At 45.0% G+C, this 16,469-nt stretch carries 20 protein-coding genes and 1 riboswitch; of the genes, 8 read left to right on the top strand and 12 right to left on the bottom strand.

Annotated features, from left to right (window positions below; translation table 11 throughout):
* Positions 1-32: 32 nt before the first annotated feature.
* Positions 33-136: riboswitch (SAM riboswitch) on the bottom strand.
* A 269-nt stretch (positions 137-405) separates the two neighbouring features.
* Complete coding sequence (locus BV455_RS05130) at positions 406-897, bottom strand: YajQ family cyclic di-GMP-binding protein (protein WP_042408734.1); 492 nt, start codon at positions 895-897, stop codon at positions 406-408.
* A 197-nt stretch (positions 898-1,094) separates the two neighbouring features.
* On the opposite strand from BV455_RS05130, the gene BV455_RS05125 reads away from it, so the two are divergent.
* From BV455_RS05125 to BV455_RS05115, 3 genes are all read left to right on the top strand, one after another.
* Entirely contained in the window at positions 1,095-1,952 is an 858-nt protein-coding gene (locus tag BV455_RS05125; RefSeq protein ID WP_201028863.1) for a CvfB family protein, read from the top strand.
* 108 nt (positions 1,953-2,060) lie between these two features.
* Entirely contained in the window at positions 2,061-3,047 is a 987-nt protein-coding gene (locus BV455_RS05120; RefSeq protein ID WP_218687806.1) for a BMP family lipoprotein, read from the top strand.
* A gap of 19 nt (positions 3,048-3,066) precedes the next feature.
* Positions 3,067-4,719, top strand: a complete 1,653-nt coding sequence (locus BV455_RS05115) for a methyl-accepting chemotaxis protein (protein ID WP_218687805.1) — start codon at positions 3,067-3,069, stop codon at positions 4,717-4,719.
* Between the two features lie 38 nt (positions 4,720-4,757).
* Here BV455_RS05115 and BV455_RS05110 read toward each other — a convergent pair whose 3' ends face one another.
* The 5 genes from BV455_RS05110 to BV455_RS05090 all read right to left on the bottom strand — a co-directional run bounded on the left by BV455_RS05110 (position 4,758) and on the right by BV455_RS05090 (position 7,445).
* The gene (locus BV455_RS05110; protein WP_017436369.1) at positions 4,758-4,889 is read right to left on the bottom strand and encodes a DUF3941 domain-containing protein; all 132 of its coding nucleotides are present in this window, start codon (positions 4,887-4,889) and stop codon (positions 4,758-4,760) included.
* A 329-nt stretch (positions 4,890-5,218) separates the two neighbouring features.
* Positions 5,219-6,082, bottom strand: a complete 864-nt coding sequence (locus BV455_RS05105) for a DegV family protein (RefSeq protein ID WP_218687804.1) — start codon at positions 6,080-6,082, stop codon at positions 5,219-5,221.
* Between the two features lie 112 nt (positions 6,083-6,194).
* A complete protein-coding gene (locus tag BV455_RS05100; RefSeq protein WP_017436367.1) occupies positions 6,195-6,395 on the bottom strand; it encodes a DUF3813 domain-containing protein in 201 nt (66 codons plus the stop codon).
* Between the two features lie 2 nt (positions 6,396-6,397).
* Positions 6,398-6,550 carry a hypothetical protein gene (locus BV455_RS05095; protein WP_017436366.1) on the bottom strand — a complete coding sequence of 51 codons (153 nt, stop codon included), beginning with the start codon at positions 6,548-6,550 and terminating at the stop codon, positions 6,398-6,400.
* Between the two features lie 88 nt (positions 6,551-6,638).
* A complete protein-coding gene (locus tag BV455_RS05090) occupies positions 6,639-7,445 on the bottom strand; it encodes a Cof-type HAD-IIB family hydrolase (protein WP_042408742.1) in 807 nt (268 codons plus the stop codon).
* A 162-nt stretch (positions 7,446-7,607) separates the two neighbouring features.
* Between BV455_RS05090 and yjfP the strand changes: the two genes are divergently transcribed.
* On the top strand, positions 7,608-8,375 hold the full coding sequence (gene yjfP, locus BV455_RS05085) for an esterase (RefSeq protein ID WP_218687803.1): 768 nt from the start codon (positions 7,608-7,610) through the stop codon (positions 8,373-8,375).
* 106 nt (positions 8,376-8,481) lie between these two features.
* Here yjfP and BV455_RS05080 read toward each other — a convergent pair whose 3' ends face one another.
* From BV455_RS05080 to BV455_RS05060, 5 genes are all read right to left on the bottom strand, one after another.
* Positions 8,482-8,781, bottom strand: a complete 300-nt coding sequence (locus BV455_RS05080) for a metal-sulfur cluster assembly factor (RefSeq protein WP_017436363.1) — start codon at positions 8,779-8,781, stop codon at positions 8,482-8,484.
* Positions 8,782-8,797: 16 nt separating this feature from the next.
* On the bottom strand, positions 8,798-10,039 hold the full coding sequence (locus BV455_RS05075; protein ID WP_042408750.1) for a hypothetical protein: 1,242 nt from the start codon (positions 10,037-10,039) through the stop codon (positions 8,798-8,800).
* A 5-nt stretch (positions 10,040-10,044) separates the two neighbouring features.
* Positions 10,045-10,254 (bottom strand): DUF2249 domain-containing protein, encoded by a 210-nt coding sequence (locus BV455_RS05070; protein WP_017436361.1) that lies wholly within the window; start codon positions 10,252-10,254, stop codon positions 10,045-10,047.
* Between the two features lie 5 nt (positions 10,255-10,259).
* On the bottom strand, positions 10,260-10,493 hold the full coding sequence (locus BV455_RS05065; RefSeq protein ID WP_033313901.1) for a DUF2249 domain-containing protein: 234 nt from the start codon (positions 10,491-10,493) through the stop codon (positions 10,260-10,262).
* A gap of 65 nt (positions 10,494-10,558) precedes the next feature.
* Positions 10,559-11,251, bottom strand: a complete 693-nt coding sequence (locus BV455_RS05060) for a Crp/Fnr family transcriptional regulator (protein WP_017436359.1) — start codon at positions 11,249-11,251, stop codon at positions 10,559-10,561.
* Positions 11,252-11,485: 234 nt separating this feature from the next.
* Here BV455_RS05060 and BV455_RS05055 point away from each other — a divergent pair, with 234 nt between their 5' ends.
* On the top strand, positions 11,486-13,849 hold the full coding sequence (locus BV455_RS05055) for a nitric-oxide reductase large subunit (protein ID WP_218687802.1): 2,364 nt from the start codon (positions 11,486-11,488) through the stop codon (positions 13,847-13,849).
* Positions 13,850-13,925: 76 nt separating this feature from the next.
* Here the strand turns inward: BV455_RS05055 and BV455_RS05050 are convergent, their stop codons facing one another.
* Positions 13,926-14,078 (bottom strand): hypothetical protein, encoded by a 153-nt coding sequence (locus BV455_RS05050; protein WP_155835555.1) that lies wholly within the window; start codon positions 14,076-14,078, stop codon positions 13,926-13,928.
* A 122-nt stretch (positions 14,079-14,200) separates the two neighbouring features.
* Between BV455_RS05050 and BV455_RS05045 the strand changes: the two genes are divergently transcribed.
* The 3 genes from BV455_RS05045 to BV455_RS05035 all read left to right on the top strand — a co-directional run bounded on the left by BV455_RS05045 (position 14,201) and on the right by BV455_RS05035 (position 16,313).
* Positions 14,201-14,434: a DUF2249 domain-containing protein gene (locus BV455_RS05045; protein WP_013401470.1), complete on the top strand. Its 234-nt coding sequence runs from the start codon at positions 14,201-14,203 to the stop codon at positions 14,432-14,434.
* A 101-nt stretch (positions 14,435-14,535) separates the two neighbouring features.
* The gene (locus BV455_RS05040) at positions 14,536-15,123 is read left to right on the top strand and encodes a molybdenum cofactor guanylyltransferase (protein WP_017436356.1); all 588 of its coding nucleotides are present in this window, start codon (positions 14,536-14,538) and stop codon (positions 15,121-15,123) included.
* Positions 15,124-15,194: 71 nt separating this feature from the next.
* Positions 15,195-16,313 carry a TIGR04053 family radical SAM/SPASM domain-containing protein gene (locus tag BV455_RS05035; protein WP_017436355.1) on the top strand — a complete coding sequence of 373 codons (1,119 nt, stop codon included), beginning with the start codon at positions 15,195-15,197 and terminating at the stop codon, positions 16,311-16,313.
* Positions 16,314-16,469 lie beyond the last annotated feature (156 nt).

Here is a 16,469-nt window from a genome sequence, read left to right as displayed (position 1 = left end):
CTATAAGAAGAAGACTTTTTATGTATCGTCTCTTCTTATCTTCCAGGCGCTTTCGCCTGTCTGGATTTAGCACCTTGGCTTCCGCCAGGTTGCTGAGGGTTCACTGGGCCAGTCCCTCCCCCTCTCTTGATAAGAAATTCGCTATGAAGTTGTAGCCAAACGTTTCAACGATATAGTTTTGATATTAATATATAATGTAAAGCATTTTCTGAAAATATTCAATATAATGAAATCGTTTTCAAGAAAATATCCCATCCTTACATGGAAAAAGCATTAGTGCTTGATATTTAATGAAAACAGTGTCATTCACTATAGTGAACGTGAATGATTGGAATTTATAAATGTGGAAATAGTGGGGAAGAGCATAAAAAAATGTTACGGGCACTTAGTGCCGTAACATCTTTTTTATCGATAGTTGACAAATTGCACATCAATTGGCAGATCAGCTTCGCGAATTGCGGCGATGACCTTTTGCAAATCGTCTTTGCTTTTGCCGCTGACGCGGATTTGATCATCCTGTACTTGGCTTTTCACTTTTAGGCCGGTGTTTTTAATGATCGTGTTGATTTTTTTCGCGTTTTCCTTGTCGATGCCTTGTACGAGTTTGGCGCGCTGGCGCACCGTACCGCCTGATGCCGGCTCAATTTTGCCGTATTGAATGTTTTTCGTCGGCACGCCTCGTCTAATGAGCTTGCCGATCAGCACGTCTTTAAGCTGTTCCAATTTAAATTCATCGTCGGAAATGAGAACGAGTTCGTCTTTTTCTAAGGAAATGTCGCTTTTGCTGCCTTTAAAGTCATAGCGGTTTTTAATTTCTTTCAGTGCGATGTTGATCGCATTGGTGACTTCGGATAAGTCGATTTTGGATACAATATCAAAGGAACTTTCTTTCGACATACACAACCTCCAGCACTTTCGTTATTTAATTTTCATTATAGTAAAATGTGGCAAGGGACACAACAAGAAAAGGAGTGGGGGACCAAACACGGATAGCAGCGTTCTTGTGATGCAGGGAAAAACGACGTTTTGCGCGGAACTGTCAATTGGAGTGGGGAATAATAAGAGTGAAAATATAGACAAAGGAAGAGGCTGCAATGAAACGATTCATTCCTGGAGAAATCATGACATTAACGGTAAAACGGGAAATGCCGTTTGGCTACGTTTTAACGAACGGCATGGAGGAAGTGCTGCTGCACAAAAGCGAAGCGAATACAACGCTTGCGGTGGACGATGAGGCAACCGTATTTTTATATCATGACCACGACGGGCGGCTATGCGCCACTATGAAAATGCCGAAAATCACGAACAACCGCTACGACTGGGTTGAAGTGGTGGACGTCGTTCCAAGATTGGGCGTTTTTGTCGATATTGGCATTTCTAAAGATTTGCTCGTGTCCATCGATGATTTGCCGCCGCTTCGCTCGTTATGGCCAAAGCGAGGGGATCAATTATATTGTTCGTTAAAAACGGATAAACGCGGCCGCCTTCTTGCTAGGCTTGCTGATGAGGAAACGATGAAACAAATCGCTGTGAGCGCGCCGGAATCAGCATTTAACCAGAATATTCGCGGGCGTGTCTACCGCGTGATTAAAGTAGGAGCGTTTCTTATCTCCGATGTCGGCTATCTCGGTTTTGTTCATGAATCCCAGTGGCGAAACGCACCGAGGCTTGGGGAAGCAGTGGAAGGACGGATTATCGCCGTCAAAGAGGACGGGACGGTGAACGTATCACTGTTGCCGCGCAAGCATGAAAGCATCGACGAAGACGCGGCGGCCATTTATGCCTATTTAGAAAGCCGTGGAGGGGCGATGCCATATCATGACAAAAGCGATCCCACTGATATTCAAGCGCGCTTTCATATGAGCAAGGCCGCCTTTAAACGTGCTTTAGGCCGCTTAATGAAGGAAGGAAAAGTATATCAAGAAAATGGTTGGACGTATAAGAAGGAATAAAGGGGGCAGAGCCAGTCCGGCTTTGCTTTTTTCGTTCCAAAAACTTAATAAATGTCGAACCATGCCGATAAACAATAATGGACACTATGAAAAGAAGGGGACGAATACATGAAACAACAAAGACGTATATGGCATCTTGTTATCGCGTTATTGGCTATGTTTGTGATGATGTCCGGCTGTTCGCCGGAAGAGACAGTGGCAAAGAAAGACAGGATCAAAGTCGGGATTATGCTGTCGGACGTCGGACTTGGGGATCAATCGTTTAGCGACTCCGCGTTTCGCGGATTAATGAAAGCACGAGATGAACTAGGCATTATTTTTGATTACCGTGAATTGAAAGATACGAAAACGTATGAACAAGGGTTAAAAGAGCTTGTTGCAGATGGCAATGATATCATCATCGGCCTTGGCTTCATGGTGCAAGAAGAATTGGAAAAAGTGGCGAAACAACATCCGAAACAGCGTTTTATTTTAGTTGACGCTGTTTCTGATTTGCCAAACGTGACATCTATTGCGTTTAAAGAAGATGAAGGAAGCTTTCTTGCCGGAGTGGTGGCGGCGCTGACGACGAAAACAAACCGCCTCGGGTTTATCGGCGGGGCGGATGTGCCGTTGATTCATAAATTTGCAACGGGATTCGAAAAGGGGGTTAACGCCGTAAAGCCATCCGCTTCTGTTCAAATTGTCTATGCCGGCGATTTTGGCAATGACAAGCTCGGCGCTAATATCGCCAAAGATATGTTTGCCAAACAGTGCGACGTCGTGTATACGGCGGCTGGGTTTACCGGAGTCGGCGCGCTTCGGGAAGCGGAGGCGCGCGGTGTGTATGCCATTGGTGTAGACAGCGACCAATATTTTTACGCGGAAAAAGCAGTGGTGACGTCGATGGTCAAAAATGTCGATGTCGCTTTGTTTCGCGTGTTAAAACAATACGTGGAAAAAGGGGAATTGCCAACCGGTACCGTTCAGCTGGGGTTGGCGGAAAATGGAGTCGGGCTCGCGCCGATTCGCGTTGTGCCATGGGATGAGCAAAAACAACAGCTGCTTGAACAGTGGAAACAAAACATTGTGGACGGCAAAGTGACAACCAAGTAGCACAGAAAAGGGGATTAGAATGACAATTCGCAGAAAATTATGGCTTCATTCGTTTCTTTCGCTTATTGCATCGATCATATTGATGGGGTTCATTATCGCCAATATGTTGTCGATTCAGGCAACGAATAAAGATATCGTTCCGGTTTTGCTGACGGTAGAAAAGCTCGAGGCAAGCATGAAATCGGCAAAGCAAAGCTTAAACAATGCCGCTTATAGTATGACAGAAGGAAATAAACAAGAAGTTTTGACGCAAATCGAAGCGACAGAAAAGCTGATTGGCAAATTGGAAAAATCGTTGAAACAAAAGGAATTCCGCTCTCTATTAGCGAAAGCGAAACAAAAATTTGCCGATGTACACACCAAGTCGATTGCCGCTCTTGAGCATCGCGATGCATCGGAAGCGAGACGGCAGGCAATGCGAATCGAAGGGGCGGTCAATGACGTTTACACGCTGCAATTATATGCAAACGATTATTACAAAGAGCTTCAGCGCGATTTGCAGGGGCAAATTCATTTTGTCATTTGGACGGCGGTCATCGGCAGCATTGCCCTCATCGTGCTGTCGGGAGCGATAAGCTTGCGCCTGACGCGCTCGATTACGAATCCGCTCAAGCGTCTTGCCAACAACGCGGCCGAAATTGCAGGGGGCAATTTGCTTGTCGAGCGCATTGACTATAAACAAAACGATGAGCTAGGCGCATTAAATGTAGCATTTCATACAATGGTCGAGGAGCTGAAGCGGCTGCTTCGCTCGGTAGAGGTGGTTAGTCAAAAAGTCGAAACATTTGCCAAAGAAATTGAAGCAGACAACCAAATGCTTACAGAGATTAACCAGCAAGTTGCGCTATCCACCAATGAGCTGTCCGCCGGAGCGCAAAGCATCTCTGAAGAATTGCAGCAAGCGGTACAGCAGATTGAAAAAATGGATGACACGTTTGCCAAAACAGCGGAGCGAACCAAGCAGACAGCGCATTACAGCGAGGCAGCGGTCGAAGCGATTCAACATGGCCAAAAAGCGATGGAACAACAAATGCACTTCATCTGTGAAAGCAATGAAGCGACATTGTTGATTGAAAAAGCGACGAATGAATTTACGAGCTATGCCGTCAACATTGAACAAATGGCAAAGGCGGTATCCGATATTGCGGAACAAACGAATTTGCTGGCGTTAAACGCGGCCATCGAAGCCGCAAGAGCGGGAGAAGCGGGAAAAGGATTTGCCGTTGTCGCTGATGAAGTGCGTAAGCTTGCCGAGCAATCCGCACAGGCGACAAAGCAAATTTTTGAAACAGTTTCGCTGATTAAGCAGGGCATTTCCTCGGTTTCCGCAGCTGTCGCCCAAGGAGTGAAAATCGCCGAGCAGCAATCGCAAACGATTGAAACGACAACGAGGGCATTTGCTGAAATCGAGGGCAAAGTCGCCGGTATTTCCGCCGATATTCAAGCGCTTGTCGATAGTGTCAGCATGTCAAAACAATTGGAAGAAAAAGTATTGCAAAATGTGGAAAGCATCAGTGCTGTCGTCGAACAATCGGCGGCCGGCAGCGAAGAAATCGCCGCATCGATGGCCGAACAGCTGACGGCATTTGAAAAAATGGTAGAGAAGGTGACGAAACTAAGACAATTGACTGATGAGCTGCATGAGGTGATGGCAAAGTTTCGGATGGAATGAAAATAAAGGCTGTCCAGCATAAAAGGACAGCCCGTTTTTTACAGATGATCCGTCTCCTTCGAGTACGCAAATTTCCCCGCCTGGCGGTTTTTTTCGCGAAGCATGTTTTTTTCATGGCGTTTCGCGTTGTTGTCGCGCGCTTTTTTATCGTTGTCGCTCGTACGGGACATAGCGGTGTGCACTCCTTTTATATAAGATGTACACTAATAGTGTTTTCGAAACGAAGCGATTTTATGCTTCGATAGAAGGAGTTTGGATGAATCAATGTTGCCAGATCAGTCATTGTTTTCCTGGAAAAGATAAACAGCATTTATAGAATGCGAGCGGGAAAACTCCTAGCTTTCAGCGAAGGAGATGAGAGTGAGCGTCGGACGAGGGAGGGGATGAACCCTCCCACAAGTCCGCCGTTTTTTGTAAATACTCTTTGACTAACTTCTCAATTTCCCTTCGGTAGAAGGGATTACCCAAGAATCCCCATGCCTTTAGGCATGGGGATTGGTCAAACTTCGATATACTTGTTTAGGAAAAAGAGCGCCAATGTGCCCGGACCGGCGTGGGCGCCGATCGCACCGCCGATTTCGGTAATGAAAAAGCGCGTGCAGCCATATGTTTTTTCAATAAGCTGCTTTAATTCCAAGGCGGCTTCTTCATCATCGCCATGGCTGATGCCGATCATTTGTTTTTGCAGATCATCGCCGCGTTCGCCCATGATTTCGACCATGCGCTTTAACACTTTTTTGCGGCCGCGTAATTTCTCAAGCGGAATCAGTTTGCCGTCTTCGACATGGAGAAGCGGCTTAATGTTCAAAAGGCCTCCGACCATTGCCGATGCTTTGCTGATGCGCCCGCCGCGCGCCAGGTACTCAAGATTATCAACCGTAAAAATATGTTCCATATGATGGCAATAGGAGGCAATCGTTTCACATAGCAAATTGTAAGGCATGCCTTTTTCGGCAAGCTCCGCCGCTTTTATCACCGCCAGTCCTTGTCCGAGCGACGCGCATTTCGAATCGATAATCGTTAGCTGAAATTCAGGATATTCCTCGAGCAATTCATTGCGAATCGCCATCGCGGTTTGATATGTACCCGACAATTGCGAGGAAAACGCGATATATAGGCAAGGGCGGTTTTCTTTCGCATATTGCGTAAACAACTCTTTCATTTTCAGCGGATTCGCTTGCGCGGTTTTCACGATTTGGCCGTTTCGCATCGCGTCATATACTTGTTTTGGTTCGATGGTGATAAAGTCTTCATATTCTTCGCCATTGAAATGGACAAGAAGCGGCAAAAACGCGATGCCGCGCTCCTGCAAATAAGAATATGGAAGATCACAGCCACTGTCTGTAATAATTTGAATGAACACTGTATCCACCTCTTGCAAAGTTAAGATAACAACATATTTTTAGTGTAGCGATGATGAGGAAAAAAGACAATTTTTCTTTCACGAAAAAGGTTGCGGACGAGCACCGCAACCGTTATGGAGTGAGTTGATCGAGTTCTTCTTGAAATTGACGCAACTGCGCTTTTTCCGCCGTATTGGAATGCGCGTAGGCCGACGATAAGGCGTTTTTGGCGATAGCAATCGCACGGTCTAGGTCTATATCGGCCTGGCCGCTTGCCGCTTGTTTCGCCTGCATTACCGCTTTGCGCGCTTCTTGAAACAATCGGTTCGCCATCGCTATTCGCCTCCAAGCGATGTTTCGAACGCTTTTTGCGCCTTGCGCTCTTCCGCTTCGGCGTACGTCATATGATAAGGGATCCGTTCATCATGCTTTTCTACCGCATCCACGCTTTGCTGGATGAAGCGTTTCGATTTGTTTCGTTTGCCCAAGACGTATTCCCCCTTTGGAAAAGTAAAGACGCAGCGTTGCGTCATTGATAGTGTAACCGGATAGGGGGGATTGTAGTAAGGCAATTCGTTACAGCTTTAACATCGATTTTAAGTACACGCCGATGCCGTCTTCTTCATTGGTGGCCGTTACATCGTCAGCGATTTGTTTCAACGGCTCAATGGCGTTGCCCATCGCGATGCCATGGCCTGCCCATTCGATCATCTCTAAATCGTTATCTTCGTCGCCAAACGCAATGACCCGCTCCTTTGGAATGTGAAAATAATCAGCGATTTGTTTCAGACCAAACGCTTTATGGACGCCATTGCGGATAATTTCAATGATATGCCACGGCTCATTCCAACGTCTATGGTGCAATACGTTCGCATGCACGTCCGATAAATATGATTGAATTTGTTCGATATGTTGTTTGTCCGTATGAATAAGGATGCTCGTTGGATCATCTTTTAATGCATAGCGCAAGTCGCCGATTTCGATGGTTGGGTTGCCAAGCCGGACAATGTCAAGCAGCACTTCATCATGTTCATGAAAGTATACGTCATCCATCACTTCGGCTAAAATATTTTTAATCGCGTACGTTTCGCTGGCTTCGATAATGTCTTTCACCGTTGGGAGCGGGAGCGGAAAATGGCGGATTCCCCACGAATGGTTGCGGGGATGGTGCACGAATGCACCGTTAAAGTTGACGATCGGTGTTGCCAGCCCAAGCTCTTCGTAATACATTTTGCTGGCGCGGTACGGTCTTCCCGTGGCGATCACGACAAGGTGCCCTTCTTCTTTGGCGCGCAAAATCATTTCCTTTGTAAATGGGGAAATCGTTTTGTCATCTTTTAGCAATGTACCGTCTAAATCTAAGGCAATTAAATATCGTTCCATAATGGCTCCTTTACTTTCATTTTTTAGTGAATGGACATATGATTAATGAGATTGCTGCGGTAATTTTAGTTTTTGTTACATTATAGTGTAACTCTTTTCCAAAATTTTTGTCTACATGTTACTATACATGATGAGAAAAAGAAAAAAGGAGTTTTGCCGATTATGGTCATTATTGAAAAAGAAAACATTGCCCAAGTGCCTGTATTGCATGTCGTAAAAAAAGAAAAGAGAGAAGAACGATTGCCGTTCATTTTGTTTATTCATGGATTTACAAGCGCAAAAGAACATAATTTGCATTTTGGATATTTGCTTGCCGAGGCCGGGTACCGCGTGATTTTGCCGGATGCGCTGCATCATGGCGAAAGAGAACAAGCATTGACCGAGATTCAGCGGCAATTGGCGTTTTGGAAGATTGTGACGCGTACGATTGCGGAAATTAGACAAATTAAAGAAGAATTGGAACTTCGCAAGCTCATTCAGCCGGACCGAGTCGGGCTTGCCGGTACCTCGATGGGCGGAATTGTCACATTTGGGGCGCTTGCCGTGTATCCATGGATTAAAGCGGCCGTTTCGTTGATGGGAAGTCCAATGTATGAAGCCTTTTTTGACGCCTTAATGGAAGCAGGCAAAAAAATGGGAGTGACGATACCGCTTTCCGATGAACAACTGGAACGGGAAAAGGCGCGGTTAATGAAATATGACCTTTCCAAACAGCCGGAAAAATTAGCGGGCCGCCCGCTTCTTATTTGGCACGGAAAGTGCGACCAAGTTGTGCCTTATTCTTATACATATGAGTTTTATGAGCAGATAAAACCTCTTTATCAAGGGAAAGAAGAAAACTTAAAATTTATTTCTGACGATATAGCCGGGCATAAAGTGACGAGGGAAGCGTTTTTGGAAACGGTAAAATGGTTTACAAAGCATGTATAAAAAAGTGAGGCTGTTGTGCAAAGGCTTGTTTAGCGAGCCTTTTGCATCAGCCTCATTGCACGTTTTGGGAAGGAGAAAAGCGGAAGAGGAACGGCCTTCATTTTGATCAAAAATATCCTAATTGCCGCAGCGCTTCTTCACTCATTCGTTCCGGTGTCCAAGGCGGGTTCCATGTAATTTGCACTTGTACATCGCGGATTCCGTCGATATGTTCCAGTGCCCGCTTCACACCGCCGACGATCGAGTCGTGAAGCGGACATCCTGGTGTCGTAAGCGTCATTAAAATATATATGTTGCCATCGTTAATTTGCAAATCATAAATTAATCCTAAATCAACGATATTGATCCCTAATTCAGGGTCAATCACCGTTCGCAGTTGCTCAAGTACTAATTCGCGAATATCCATCGCCATAGCCCCCTTATCATTTCCATAAAACAGAAATCATTGTACTCGCAAAGAAAAGAGAAAATAATGTCATGGCGCTTTGGGCAGCGTAAAAGAGCGGCAGACTGGAAACCGTTAGCGCTATGACCACTCCGACGAGACTAACGGTAAATAATATGCATTGGACGATCGTCCATTTTTCATTGATCATTTGCTTCAGCGTCGGCACATTTTCTTGTCCGATTTTTTTGCTGTAGCGGTGTGTCCACCATAAAAACGGGACGATTTTATATAGATAGCCGATAATGCTGAACATAATCCATCCGAACACATAAGCGTAAATGACGATCGCCATGCCGTGATCGTTGCCGGAAAGCGGCAAGAGGAATGCCGCCGTGTGCAAGATTAAGGCAATGCCGATCGCCAGTAAAGCGAATTGAAACGGCCGGTCCAGTTTTTTCTTTACCCGTTTCTGCAGGATCGTCCATATATGGTAAGCAAATAAGGCAAATCCGGTCAATAAAAGGCCGGCACCAGCGGCAAATGGGCCGCGCCCATCCTGGAAAAAGCTGATGAAGGTGACGATCAGTCCCGTTACATAGAAGACATATACATATCGCGCCAGCTTCATCGAAAATCCGTGCGCGAGAGAGAACATTGGCACCATTTTATACGAAAATCCCATAATCAGCAGGGAAAACCAGCCACACATCCCAAATAAAATGTGTGTTTTCAGGATGAAAAGGTGATCGGCCGCTTCGTTGCCGCTCCAAAAATGAAGGGCAAGCGTCAGTCCAAACAGGATGGTCAATAGTAAAAACAAAAGCGCGGAACCGACGAACAATGTCATGATATTTTTTTTCGCCTGTTTCCGCAGCGTCATCCCCATTTGGAAAAGGAAAAGAATAATGCCGAGTACAAGCAGTACCCCCGGGAACAATGCCACATGGGCATAAAATGCCAAGCTCATGGAAAATGCGATGATTCCGGCTGCTGTGATAAAAAACTGCACAAATCCTAGCTGCTCGCTCCAAATCGGCGTCAAAAACGCGACTGGGACGAGCTGGTACATTGCTCCCATCGCGATCATTAAGGCAAAGCCGAGCACTGCCAAATGAGCTGCCGCCCAGATGCTCGGCAGGCGAAACACGCCGCTTGCTGCCGCGGGTCCGGCGGCAAGCAATATCGCCTGTGCCGCAACAAAGGCAACGACACCAAACACGATGAACAAAAGGGGAAGACGAATATTCGTTTCATATGCCGTATTGGTTGGGATCATTGCTGTCATCCTTTTGTAATCGTAATTTGAAAGCTGCCGTCTTGCCGCTCTACTGTTTCATATTTATAGCCAAGTTCGTCAAGCTGTTCGTATAAAAACATCGGGCGGCGGTCGTTAATAATCGTCAATGTTTCTCCAGGCTGGAGTTTCGAAAGCGCGGTTAATGTCCGCATCATCGGCTGCGGCGGCTCTAGTCCGCGATTATCAAGAATCATCATTCTCACCCCTGTTTGACGAACGTAACCTTCCAATGTTTTTTCTCGATCTGTTCCGTTTCATACGTAAAGCCTTTTGCCTTCATAATCGGAAACAGCGGGATCGGTTTAAATGGCGCATGCAAAATAAAGATGTCTCCGGGCTGCAGCGGCTTAACGGCATTCATAATTTTTTCAAACGGTTCGATTTTCTTTTGTAAATCCTCACGGACATCCAACTCTACGATCGTTCCCACCATCATCCCTCCTTTACTGCTATGATAGTAATTTTCATTTTCATATGTTGTGATTTGCGTCACATTGGTTAGAAAAAGATTTCTTTTTCTAATCCTTCTTTATCAATAAGGTAAAATCCATCTTCATTAATATCGATCAATCCTTTTCGTTTTAATTGACTGAGCGTTCGGCTTACTGTTTCCCGCGAGGTGCCGATCATATTGGCGAGCTCTCGGTTCGTCACATGCGCAGTCAAACGGTAAAGCTTTCCTTGACGCACTGCATTTGTTTTCGTTAAGCGCAGCAGAAGCATAATAATTTGTTCATACGTGTTATGGAGAATTTGTTCTTCTAAACGATTTTGCAAGTCAACGATTTTTTCGCCCATGACGCGAAATAATTTAATGCATAACTCTGGATAGCAAATTAACGTTTGTTCGAAGTCCGCGATTGGAATCGCAATTAACGTCGCTTCGTCAATGACTTCCGCGTGCGCAGGATACGTACCTTTTAAGAAAAAACCGGTATGCGGAAACATTTCACCTGTCTGCAAAATCGAAACAATTTGTTCTTTTCCGCTCATATCGGTTTTATAAATTTTTACCGTTCCGGAATGGATGAAATAGACGCGTTCTAACGGATCTCCTTGCATAAAAACAAATGTCCGCGGTTTATAGACGCGTACATGGGAAATCGATACGAGTGATTCCAGTTCATGATCGGATAACTCGCGAAAAAGCGGAACATTTTTTAGTCTCTCTTTCATCCAATCATTTGTCATTATTCCATCTCCTTACATAAATTTTGCGAAAATGTGTCTTTCACCAAGTGGAGTTCCTTTTGACAAGGATAAAGAAACTGTAAGGCTTTCCGTTATTTCTATACTACCATTTTATGAGTTTCTTCATATGCAAGCTGTGACATAAATCATAGTATGCGTTTGTCATGACTCACATTTTTTTTATTTTTGCAGCGTTACAATGAGGATGAATCAAAGATAGGAGGTTGAGGATAGATGGAAGTGAACCCATCAGTCCGTCCGTCTTTACGTCCCGAACGGCGGACACAAAATAGTTTCCTTAAATCAATATTAATTTTTACGATTTTAATCAGTTTTACCGTCCTGCTTGTCGGCGGATATTGGATTTTTAAAGAAATGGCGCCGCGGCCGAAAGAAGTGCGGAGCGAAAGCGGCAAAGTGTTGATGACAAAAGAAACGATTATCGGCGGACAGGCAGTATTTCAAAAGTATGGCTTGATGGATTACGGTACCGTACTTGGGCACGGATCTTACATGGGTCCGGATTATACGGCAGAGGCGTTGAAGATTTACACGGAAGGGATGCAAGAGTATAAAGCAAAAGAACTTTATAATAAACCATTCTCGCAACTATCCAAAGATGAAAAAACGATCATTCGTGATAAAGTAATTAAAGAAATGCGGAAAAACCGCTACAACCCTGTTACTGATGTGCTTGTGCTAACCGATGCGCAAGTGTATGGACTGGAAAAAGTCCGCGATTATTATCGCGATGTATTCACCAACGGTGACGGCTGGGGATTGAAAAAAGGGTTAATTAAAGAATCAGACATGCCAAAAGCACATCGCGCCTGGGTAGCGGACAGCGACCAAATTCAGCAAATCGCCGACTTCTTCTTCTGGACAGCTTGGTTATCAAGCACTCCAAGAATTGGGGACCACATTACGTATACAAACAACTGGCCATATTATGAAGATGCAGGGAATACGATGTCGTTTTCCGCCATGTGGTGGAGCGGAGCAAGCGTGACCATCTTAATTTTATTCGTCGGGATTATTTTGTTCTTCTTCTACCGCTATCAATTAAGCATGCAGGAAGCATATAAAGAAGGGCAATTCCCGGTTATCGATTTGCGTAAGCAGCCTTTGACTTCTTCGCAAGTGAAATCAGGAAAATACTTTGCGATTGTTGCTGTGCTGTTTTTCGTTCAATCGATGTTTGGTGCGTTGCTTGCCCATTATTATGTAGAGCCAGACAGCTTTTTCGGCATCAAATGGATTCATGATTTATTGCCGTTTAACATTGCGAAAGGCTACCATTTACAGTTAGCGATTTTCTGGATTGCGACATCATGGCTGGGCATGGGGATTTTTATCGCGCCGCTTGTCGGCGGACATGAACCGAAAAAACAAGGGATTCTCGTTGATATTTTGTTCTGGGCCCTCGTTGTTCTTGTCGGCGGCAGCATGATCGGCCAATGGCTCGGTGTGAACGGATATTTAGGAAACAGCTGGTTCTTGCTTGGCCATCAAGGATGGGAGTACATTGAGCTTGGCCGCATTTGGCAAATCATCTTGGTAGTGGGCATGCTCATTTGGCTGTTTATCGTCTTTCGCGGCATTAAGAGCGGCTTAAAACGGGAGAGCGATAAAGGCGGATTAATTCACTTATTGTTCTACTCGGCGATTGCGGTGCCGTTCTTTTACATCTTTGCGTTCTTTATGAAACCGGACACAAACTTTACGATGGCCGATTACTGGCGCTGGTGGATTATCCACTTGTGGGTGGAAGGAATTTTTGAAGTGTTTGCGGTTGTTGTAATCGGCTTTTTGTTGGTGCAAATGAAACTTGTCACAAAAAGCTCTACAGTAAGAGCGTTATATTTCCAATTTACGATCTTGCTTGGCAGCGGGGTCATTGGAATTGGCCACCACTATTATTACAACGGTTCGGCGGAAATATGGATTGCGCTTGGTGCCGTCTTCTCGGCGCTCGAAGTCATTCCGCTTACATTGCTTATTTTAGAAGCATATGAGCAATACAAAATGATGCGCGACGGCGGCGTCAACTTCCCTTATAAGTCGACGTTCTGGTTTTTGATTTCTACAGCGATTTGGAACCTAGTCGGCGCCGGTGTTCTTGGATTCCTCATCAATTTGCCAGCCGTAAGTTATTTCGAACACGGACAATTTTTAACGCCGACTCACGGCCATGGGGCGATGATGGGAGTATACGGCATGTTCGCCATTGCGGTGTTGCTGTATTCGCTGCGCAATATCGTCAAGCCGGAAGCATGGAACGATAAATGGTTAAAATTCGCATGCTGGATGCTCAATATCGGGCTTGCAGGGATGATTGCAGTGACGCTATTGCCAATTGGTATTCTGCAAATAAAAGAAGCGTTTGAACATGGCTATTGGGCATCGCGTTCTCCAGCGTTTTTACAACAGGATCTTGTACAAACCTTGCTTACGATCCGTGCCGTTCCAGATACGATTTTCTTAATTGGTGTCATTGTGATGATGGTGTTCAGCGTCAAATCGCTATTCCATTTGCGCAAACCGACACACGGTGAGGAAGAAGCGCTTCCGGTGGTCGATTTAACCAAAGAAGAATAAATAAAAAAGAATCACAGCACAAATCGCTGTGATTCTTTTTATCTTCGTATGATAGCGCTTTCTATCTTGTTCGTTGTTAACTCTTCTTCGCTTCTTCTTTTTCTTCGTAACATTGAAAACAATACAACGTTTCTTTTTCATCGCTAATGATGCCGTTTAAAAACCCATGCAAACAATGTATCGGTTTGCCGCACTGCGAACAAAAGCCAACAAGCTCTTCCAACATCATTTCTCCTTTCATAAACGATTGAAAATTATCATTCGTAAGTTGTGATGTTCATCACTACGACAAACGACAAAAGCGATTATGATGTGTATATAATTCATTATACTATAAAGGAGGCAACAATTATGAGTCAATTTGCTGCAAAAATTCATGCGCCTGATTATGAACCGCGCGAAAGACATCCTGCGATCTTTCGTTTATTCGATAGCCTGAAGCCAGGTGAAGTGATGGAATTAACAAACGATCATGATCCGCGTCCGCTGCATTATCAGTTTATGATGGAACGTCCAGATCAATTTACTTGGGAGTACTTAGAAGAAGGACCGGAAATTTGGCGAGTTGCCATCGGCAAAAAATAAATCAGATTTTTAGAAAAGATTCCCGAAAAATTACGGGAATCTTTTCTTTTCGCTGCCTTCATGATACAGTGAAACAAAGAGTTGGAGAAAGGGGACAGACGGTGAAAGGAATGACAGGGGTTGTTCTTGCAGGGGGTCAGTCGCGGCGTTTTGGCAGCCCGAAAGCGTTTGCCAAGTTTAAAGGAAAATATTTTTTTGAAATTGCTGTAGAAACATTACGCACAGTGGCAGAGGATATTTATATTGTTAGTCATCCTTCACTAGTAGACTGTTTTCGGCAAAAGACAGTGGAAAAAGTGATCATGGACGATGAACGGTATCGTGGGCAAGGGCCGCTGGCGGGAATCTATACGGTTATGAAAAAAAGCGAAGCGGAATGGATATTTGTGCTTCCGTGCGATATGCCGTATATGCGGCCGGAAGTTGCGGAAAAACTTGCTAAATATGCGAACGAGAAGTTTGATGCGATTATATGCGCGCATTTCGGCCGAATTCAGCCGTTAGTTGGCATGTATCATCGACGGACATTCGAGCAAATCGAAAAGCTGCTGCAAGCAAAGGATAACAGAATGAAGTCGTTGCTTCATCGTTGTCATGTTCGCTATGTGACGGAGCAAGATTTTTGGGAAAATGAGATCGTATTTCGCAATGTAAATAAACCGAATGAGTTTGACGATATTGTGACATAAATCGCTTTGTGATATATGTCACATGAGTGTTTCCCCCTATGCAGTACAATGAAAGCAAGGAGGGGAACATAGTGAGGGACTTTAACGAAAATCCGTTTATTGTGATTTGGGAATTAACAAGGGCATGTCAATTAAAATGTCTTCATTGCCGGGCCGAGGCGCAATACCATCGCGATCCGCGCGAATTGACATTTGAAGAAGGGAAAAAGTTAATTGATGATATATATGAGATGGATCAGCCGCTTCTCGTGTTTACCGGCGGGGATCCGCTCATGCGTCCGGATGTATATGATCTTGCGAAATATGCGATTGACAAAGGCCTTCATGTTTCAATGACGCCGAGCGCGACACCGAACGTGACAAAAGAAGCAATTCGAAAAGCGAAGGAAGTTGGGCTTTCCCGTTGGGCGTTTAGTTTGGACGGGCCAAACGCGGAAATTCATGACCATTTCCGCGGAACGCCTGGTTCCTTTGATTTAACGATCAAAGCGATTGAATATTTGCATGAGCTTGATATCCCGGTGCAAATTAACACCGTTATTTCCCGTTACAATGTTCATGCCCTTGATGAAATGGCAGAGTTGGTTGAAAAACTAAAATGTGTGCTTTGGAGCGTCTTTTTCCTTGTACCGACCGGGCGGGGAAAAGAATCGGACATGATTTCCCCGGTAGAGCATGAAAAAGTGTTTCGCTGGCTTTATGAAACGAGCAAGCGCGTCCCGTTTGACATAAAAACAACGGCAGGACAGCATTACCGCCGTGTTGTTTTGCAAGCGAAAATGCGGGAAAATCAAATAGCCAGCGACGGAATCCGCTATGAAGACGTGCTGGCCAAAGGGCTGACCGGTCAAGTCGACGGTCTTGGCCGTGCGCCAAAAGGAGTCAACGACGGCAACGGATTTGTTTTTATTTCTCATATTGGTGATGTCTATCCGAGCGGACTGCTTCCGGTAAAAGCCGGAAACGTCCGGGAAACGCCGCTCGCGGAAATTTACCGGAATTCGCCGATTTTCCAAGACTTGCGCAGCCCTGATAAATATAAAGGAAAATGCGGCGTATGCGAATTCCGCTACGTTTGCGGCGGCTCGCGCTCGCGGGCGTATGCTGTTACCGGCGATTACTTAGAAAGTGAACCGTATTGCGTATACATTCCAAAAGCATTGCGGCAAAAAGGCAAGCGTTTATCTTAATCACCATGTTCACTGGCTCTCTTTTATGGGAGCCAGTTTTTTATTTACGCGTTCACAGAAATGGTTTTCTAGGCATGTTTATAAATAAACAGGAAATGATAAAGATGGAAATCCACTTTTTACAATTATGTGACACTACCAAAAAATGTGATGAAA

The sequence above is a fragment of the Parageobacillus caldoxylosilyticus genome, assembly GCF_019272935.1.
GTDB classification, from domain to species: domain Bacteria; phylum Bacillota; class Bacilli; order Bacillales; family Anoxybacillaceae; genus Saccharococcus; species Saccharococcus caldoxylosilyticus.
The sequence above is the reverse complement of the archived record's forward strand: the minus strand, read 5'-3'. Positions and strand labels throughout refer to the sequence as shown.

Excerpts from the sequence above, each read along its gene's own strand:
- BV455_RS05130 (WP_042408734.1), bottom strand. The coding sequence starts at position 897 with ATGTCGAAAGAAAGTTCCTTTGATATTGTATCCAAAATCGACTTATCC.
- BV455_RS05060 (WP_017436359.1), bottom strand. The coding sequence starts at position 11,251 with ATGACAAATGATTGGATGAAAGAGAGACTAAAAAATGTTCCGCTTTTT.
- BV455_RS05075 (WP_042408750.1), bottom strand. The coding sequence starts at position 10,039 with ATGATCCCAACCAATACGGCATATGAAACGAATATTCGTCTTCCCCTT.
- BV455_RS05110 (WP_017436369.1), bottom strand. The coding sequence starts at position 4,889 with ATGTCCCGTACGAGCGACAACGATAAAAAAGCGCGCGACAACAACGCG.
- yjfP (WP_218687803.1), top strand. The coding sequence starts at position 7,608 with ATGGTCATTATTGAAAAAGAAAACATTGCCCAAGTGCCTGTATTGCAT.
- BV455_RS05050 (WP_155835555.1), bottom strand. The coding sequence starts at position 14,078 with ATGATGTTGGAAGAGCTTGTTGGCTTTTGTTCGCAGTGCGGCAAACCG.
- BV455_RS05125 (WP_201028863.1), top strand. The coding sequence starts at position 1,095 with ATGAAACGATTCATTCCTGGAGAAATCATGACATTAACGGTAAAACGG.
- BV455_RS05120 (WP_218687806.1), top strand. The coding sequence starts at position 2,061 with ATGAAACAACAAAGACGTATATGGCATCTTGTTATCGCGTTATTGGCT.
- BV455_RS05100 (WP_017436367.1), bottom strand. The coding sequence starts at position 6,395 with ATGGCGAACCGATTGTTTCAAGAAGCGCGCAAAGCGGTAATGCAGGCG.
- BV455_RS05115 (WP_218687805.1), top strand. The coding sequence starts at position 3,067 with ATGACAATTCGCAGAAAATTATGGCTTCATTCGTTTCTTTCGCTTATT.
- BV455_RS05070 (WP_017436361.1), bottom strand. The coding sequence starts at position 10,254 with ATGATTCTTGATAATCGCGGACTAGAGCCGCCGCAGCCGATGATGCGG.
- BV455_RS05090 (WP_042408742.1), bottom strand. The coding sequence starts at position 7,445 with ATGGAACGATATTTAATTGCCTTAGATTTAGACGGTACATTGCTAAAA.
- BV455_RS05045 (WP_013401470.1), top strand. The coding sequence starts at position 14,201 with ATGAGTCAATTTGCTGCAAAAATTCATGCGCCTGATTATGAACCGCGC.
- BV455_RS05080 (WP_017436363.1), bottom strand. The coding sequence starts at position 8,781 with ATGGATATTCGCGAATTAGTACTTGAGCAACTGCGAACGGTGATTGAC.
- BV455_RS05065 (WP_033313901.1), bottom strand. The coding sequence starts at position 10,493 with ATGGTGGGAACGATCGTAGAGTTGGATGTCCGTGAGGATTTACAAAAG.
- BV455_RS05055 (WP_218687802.1), top strand. The coding sequence starts at position 11,486 with ATGGAAGTGAACCCATCAGTCCGTCCGTCTTTACGTCCCGAACGGCGG.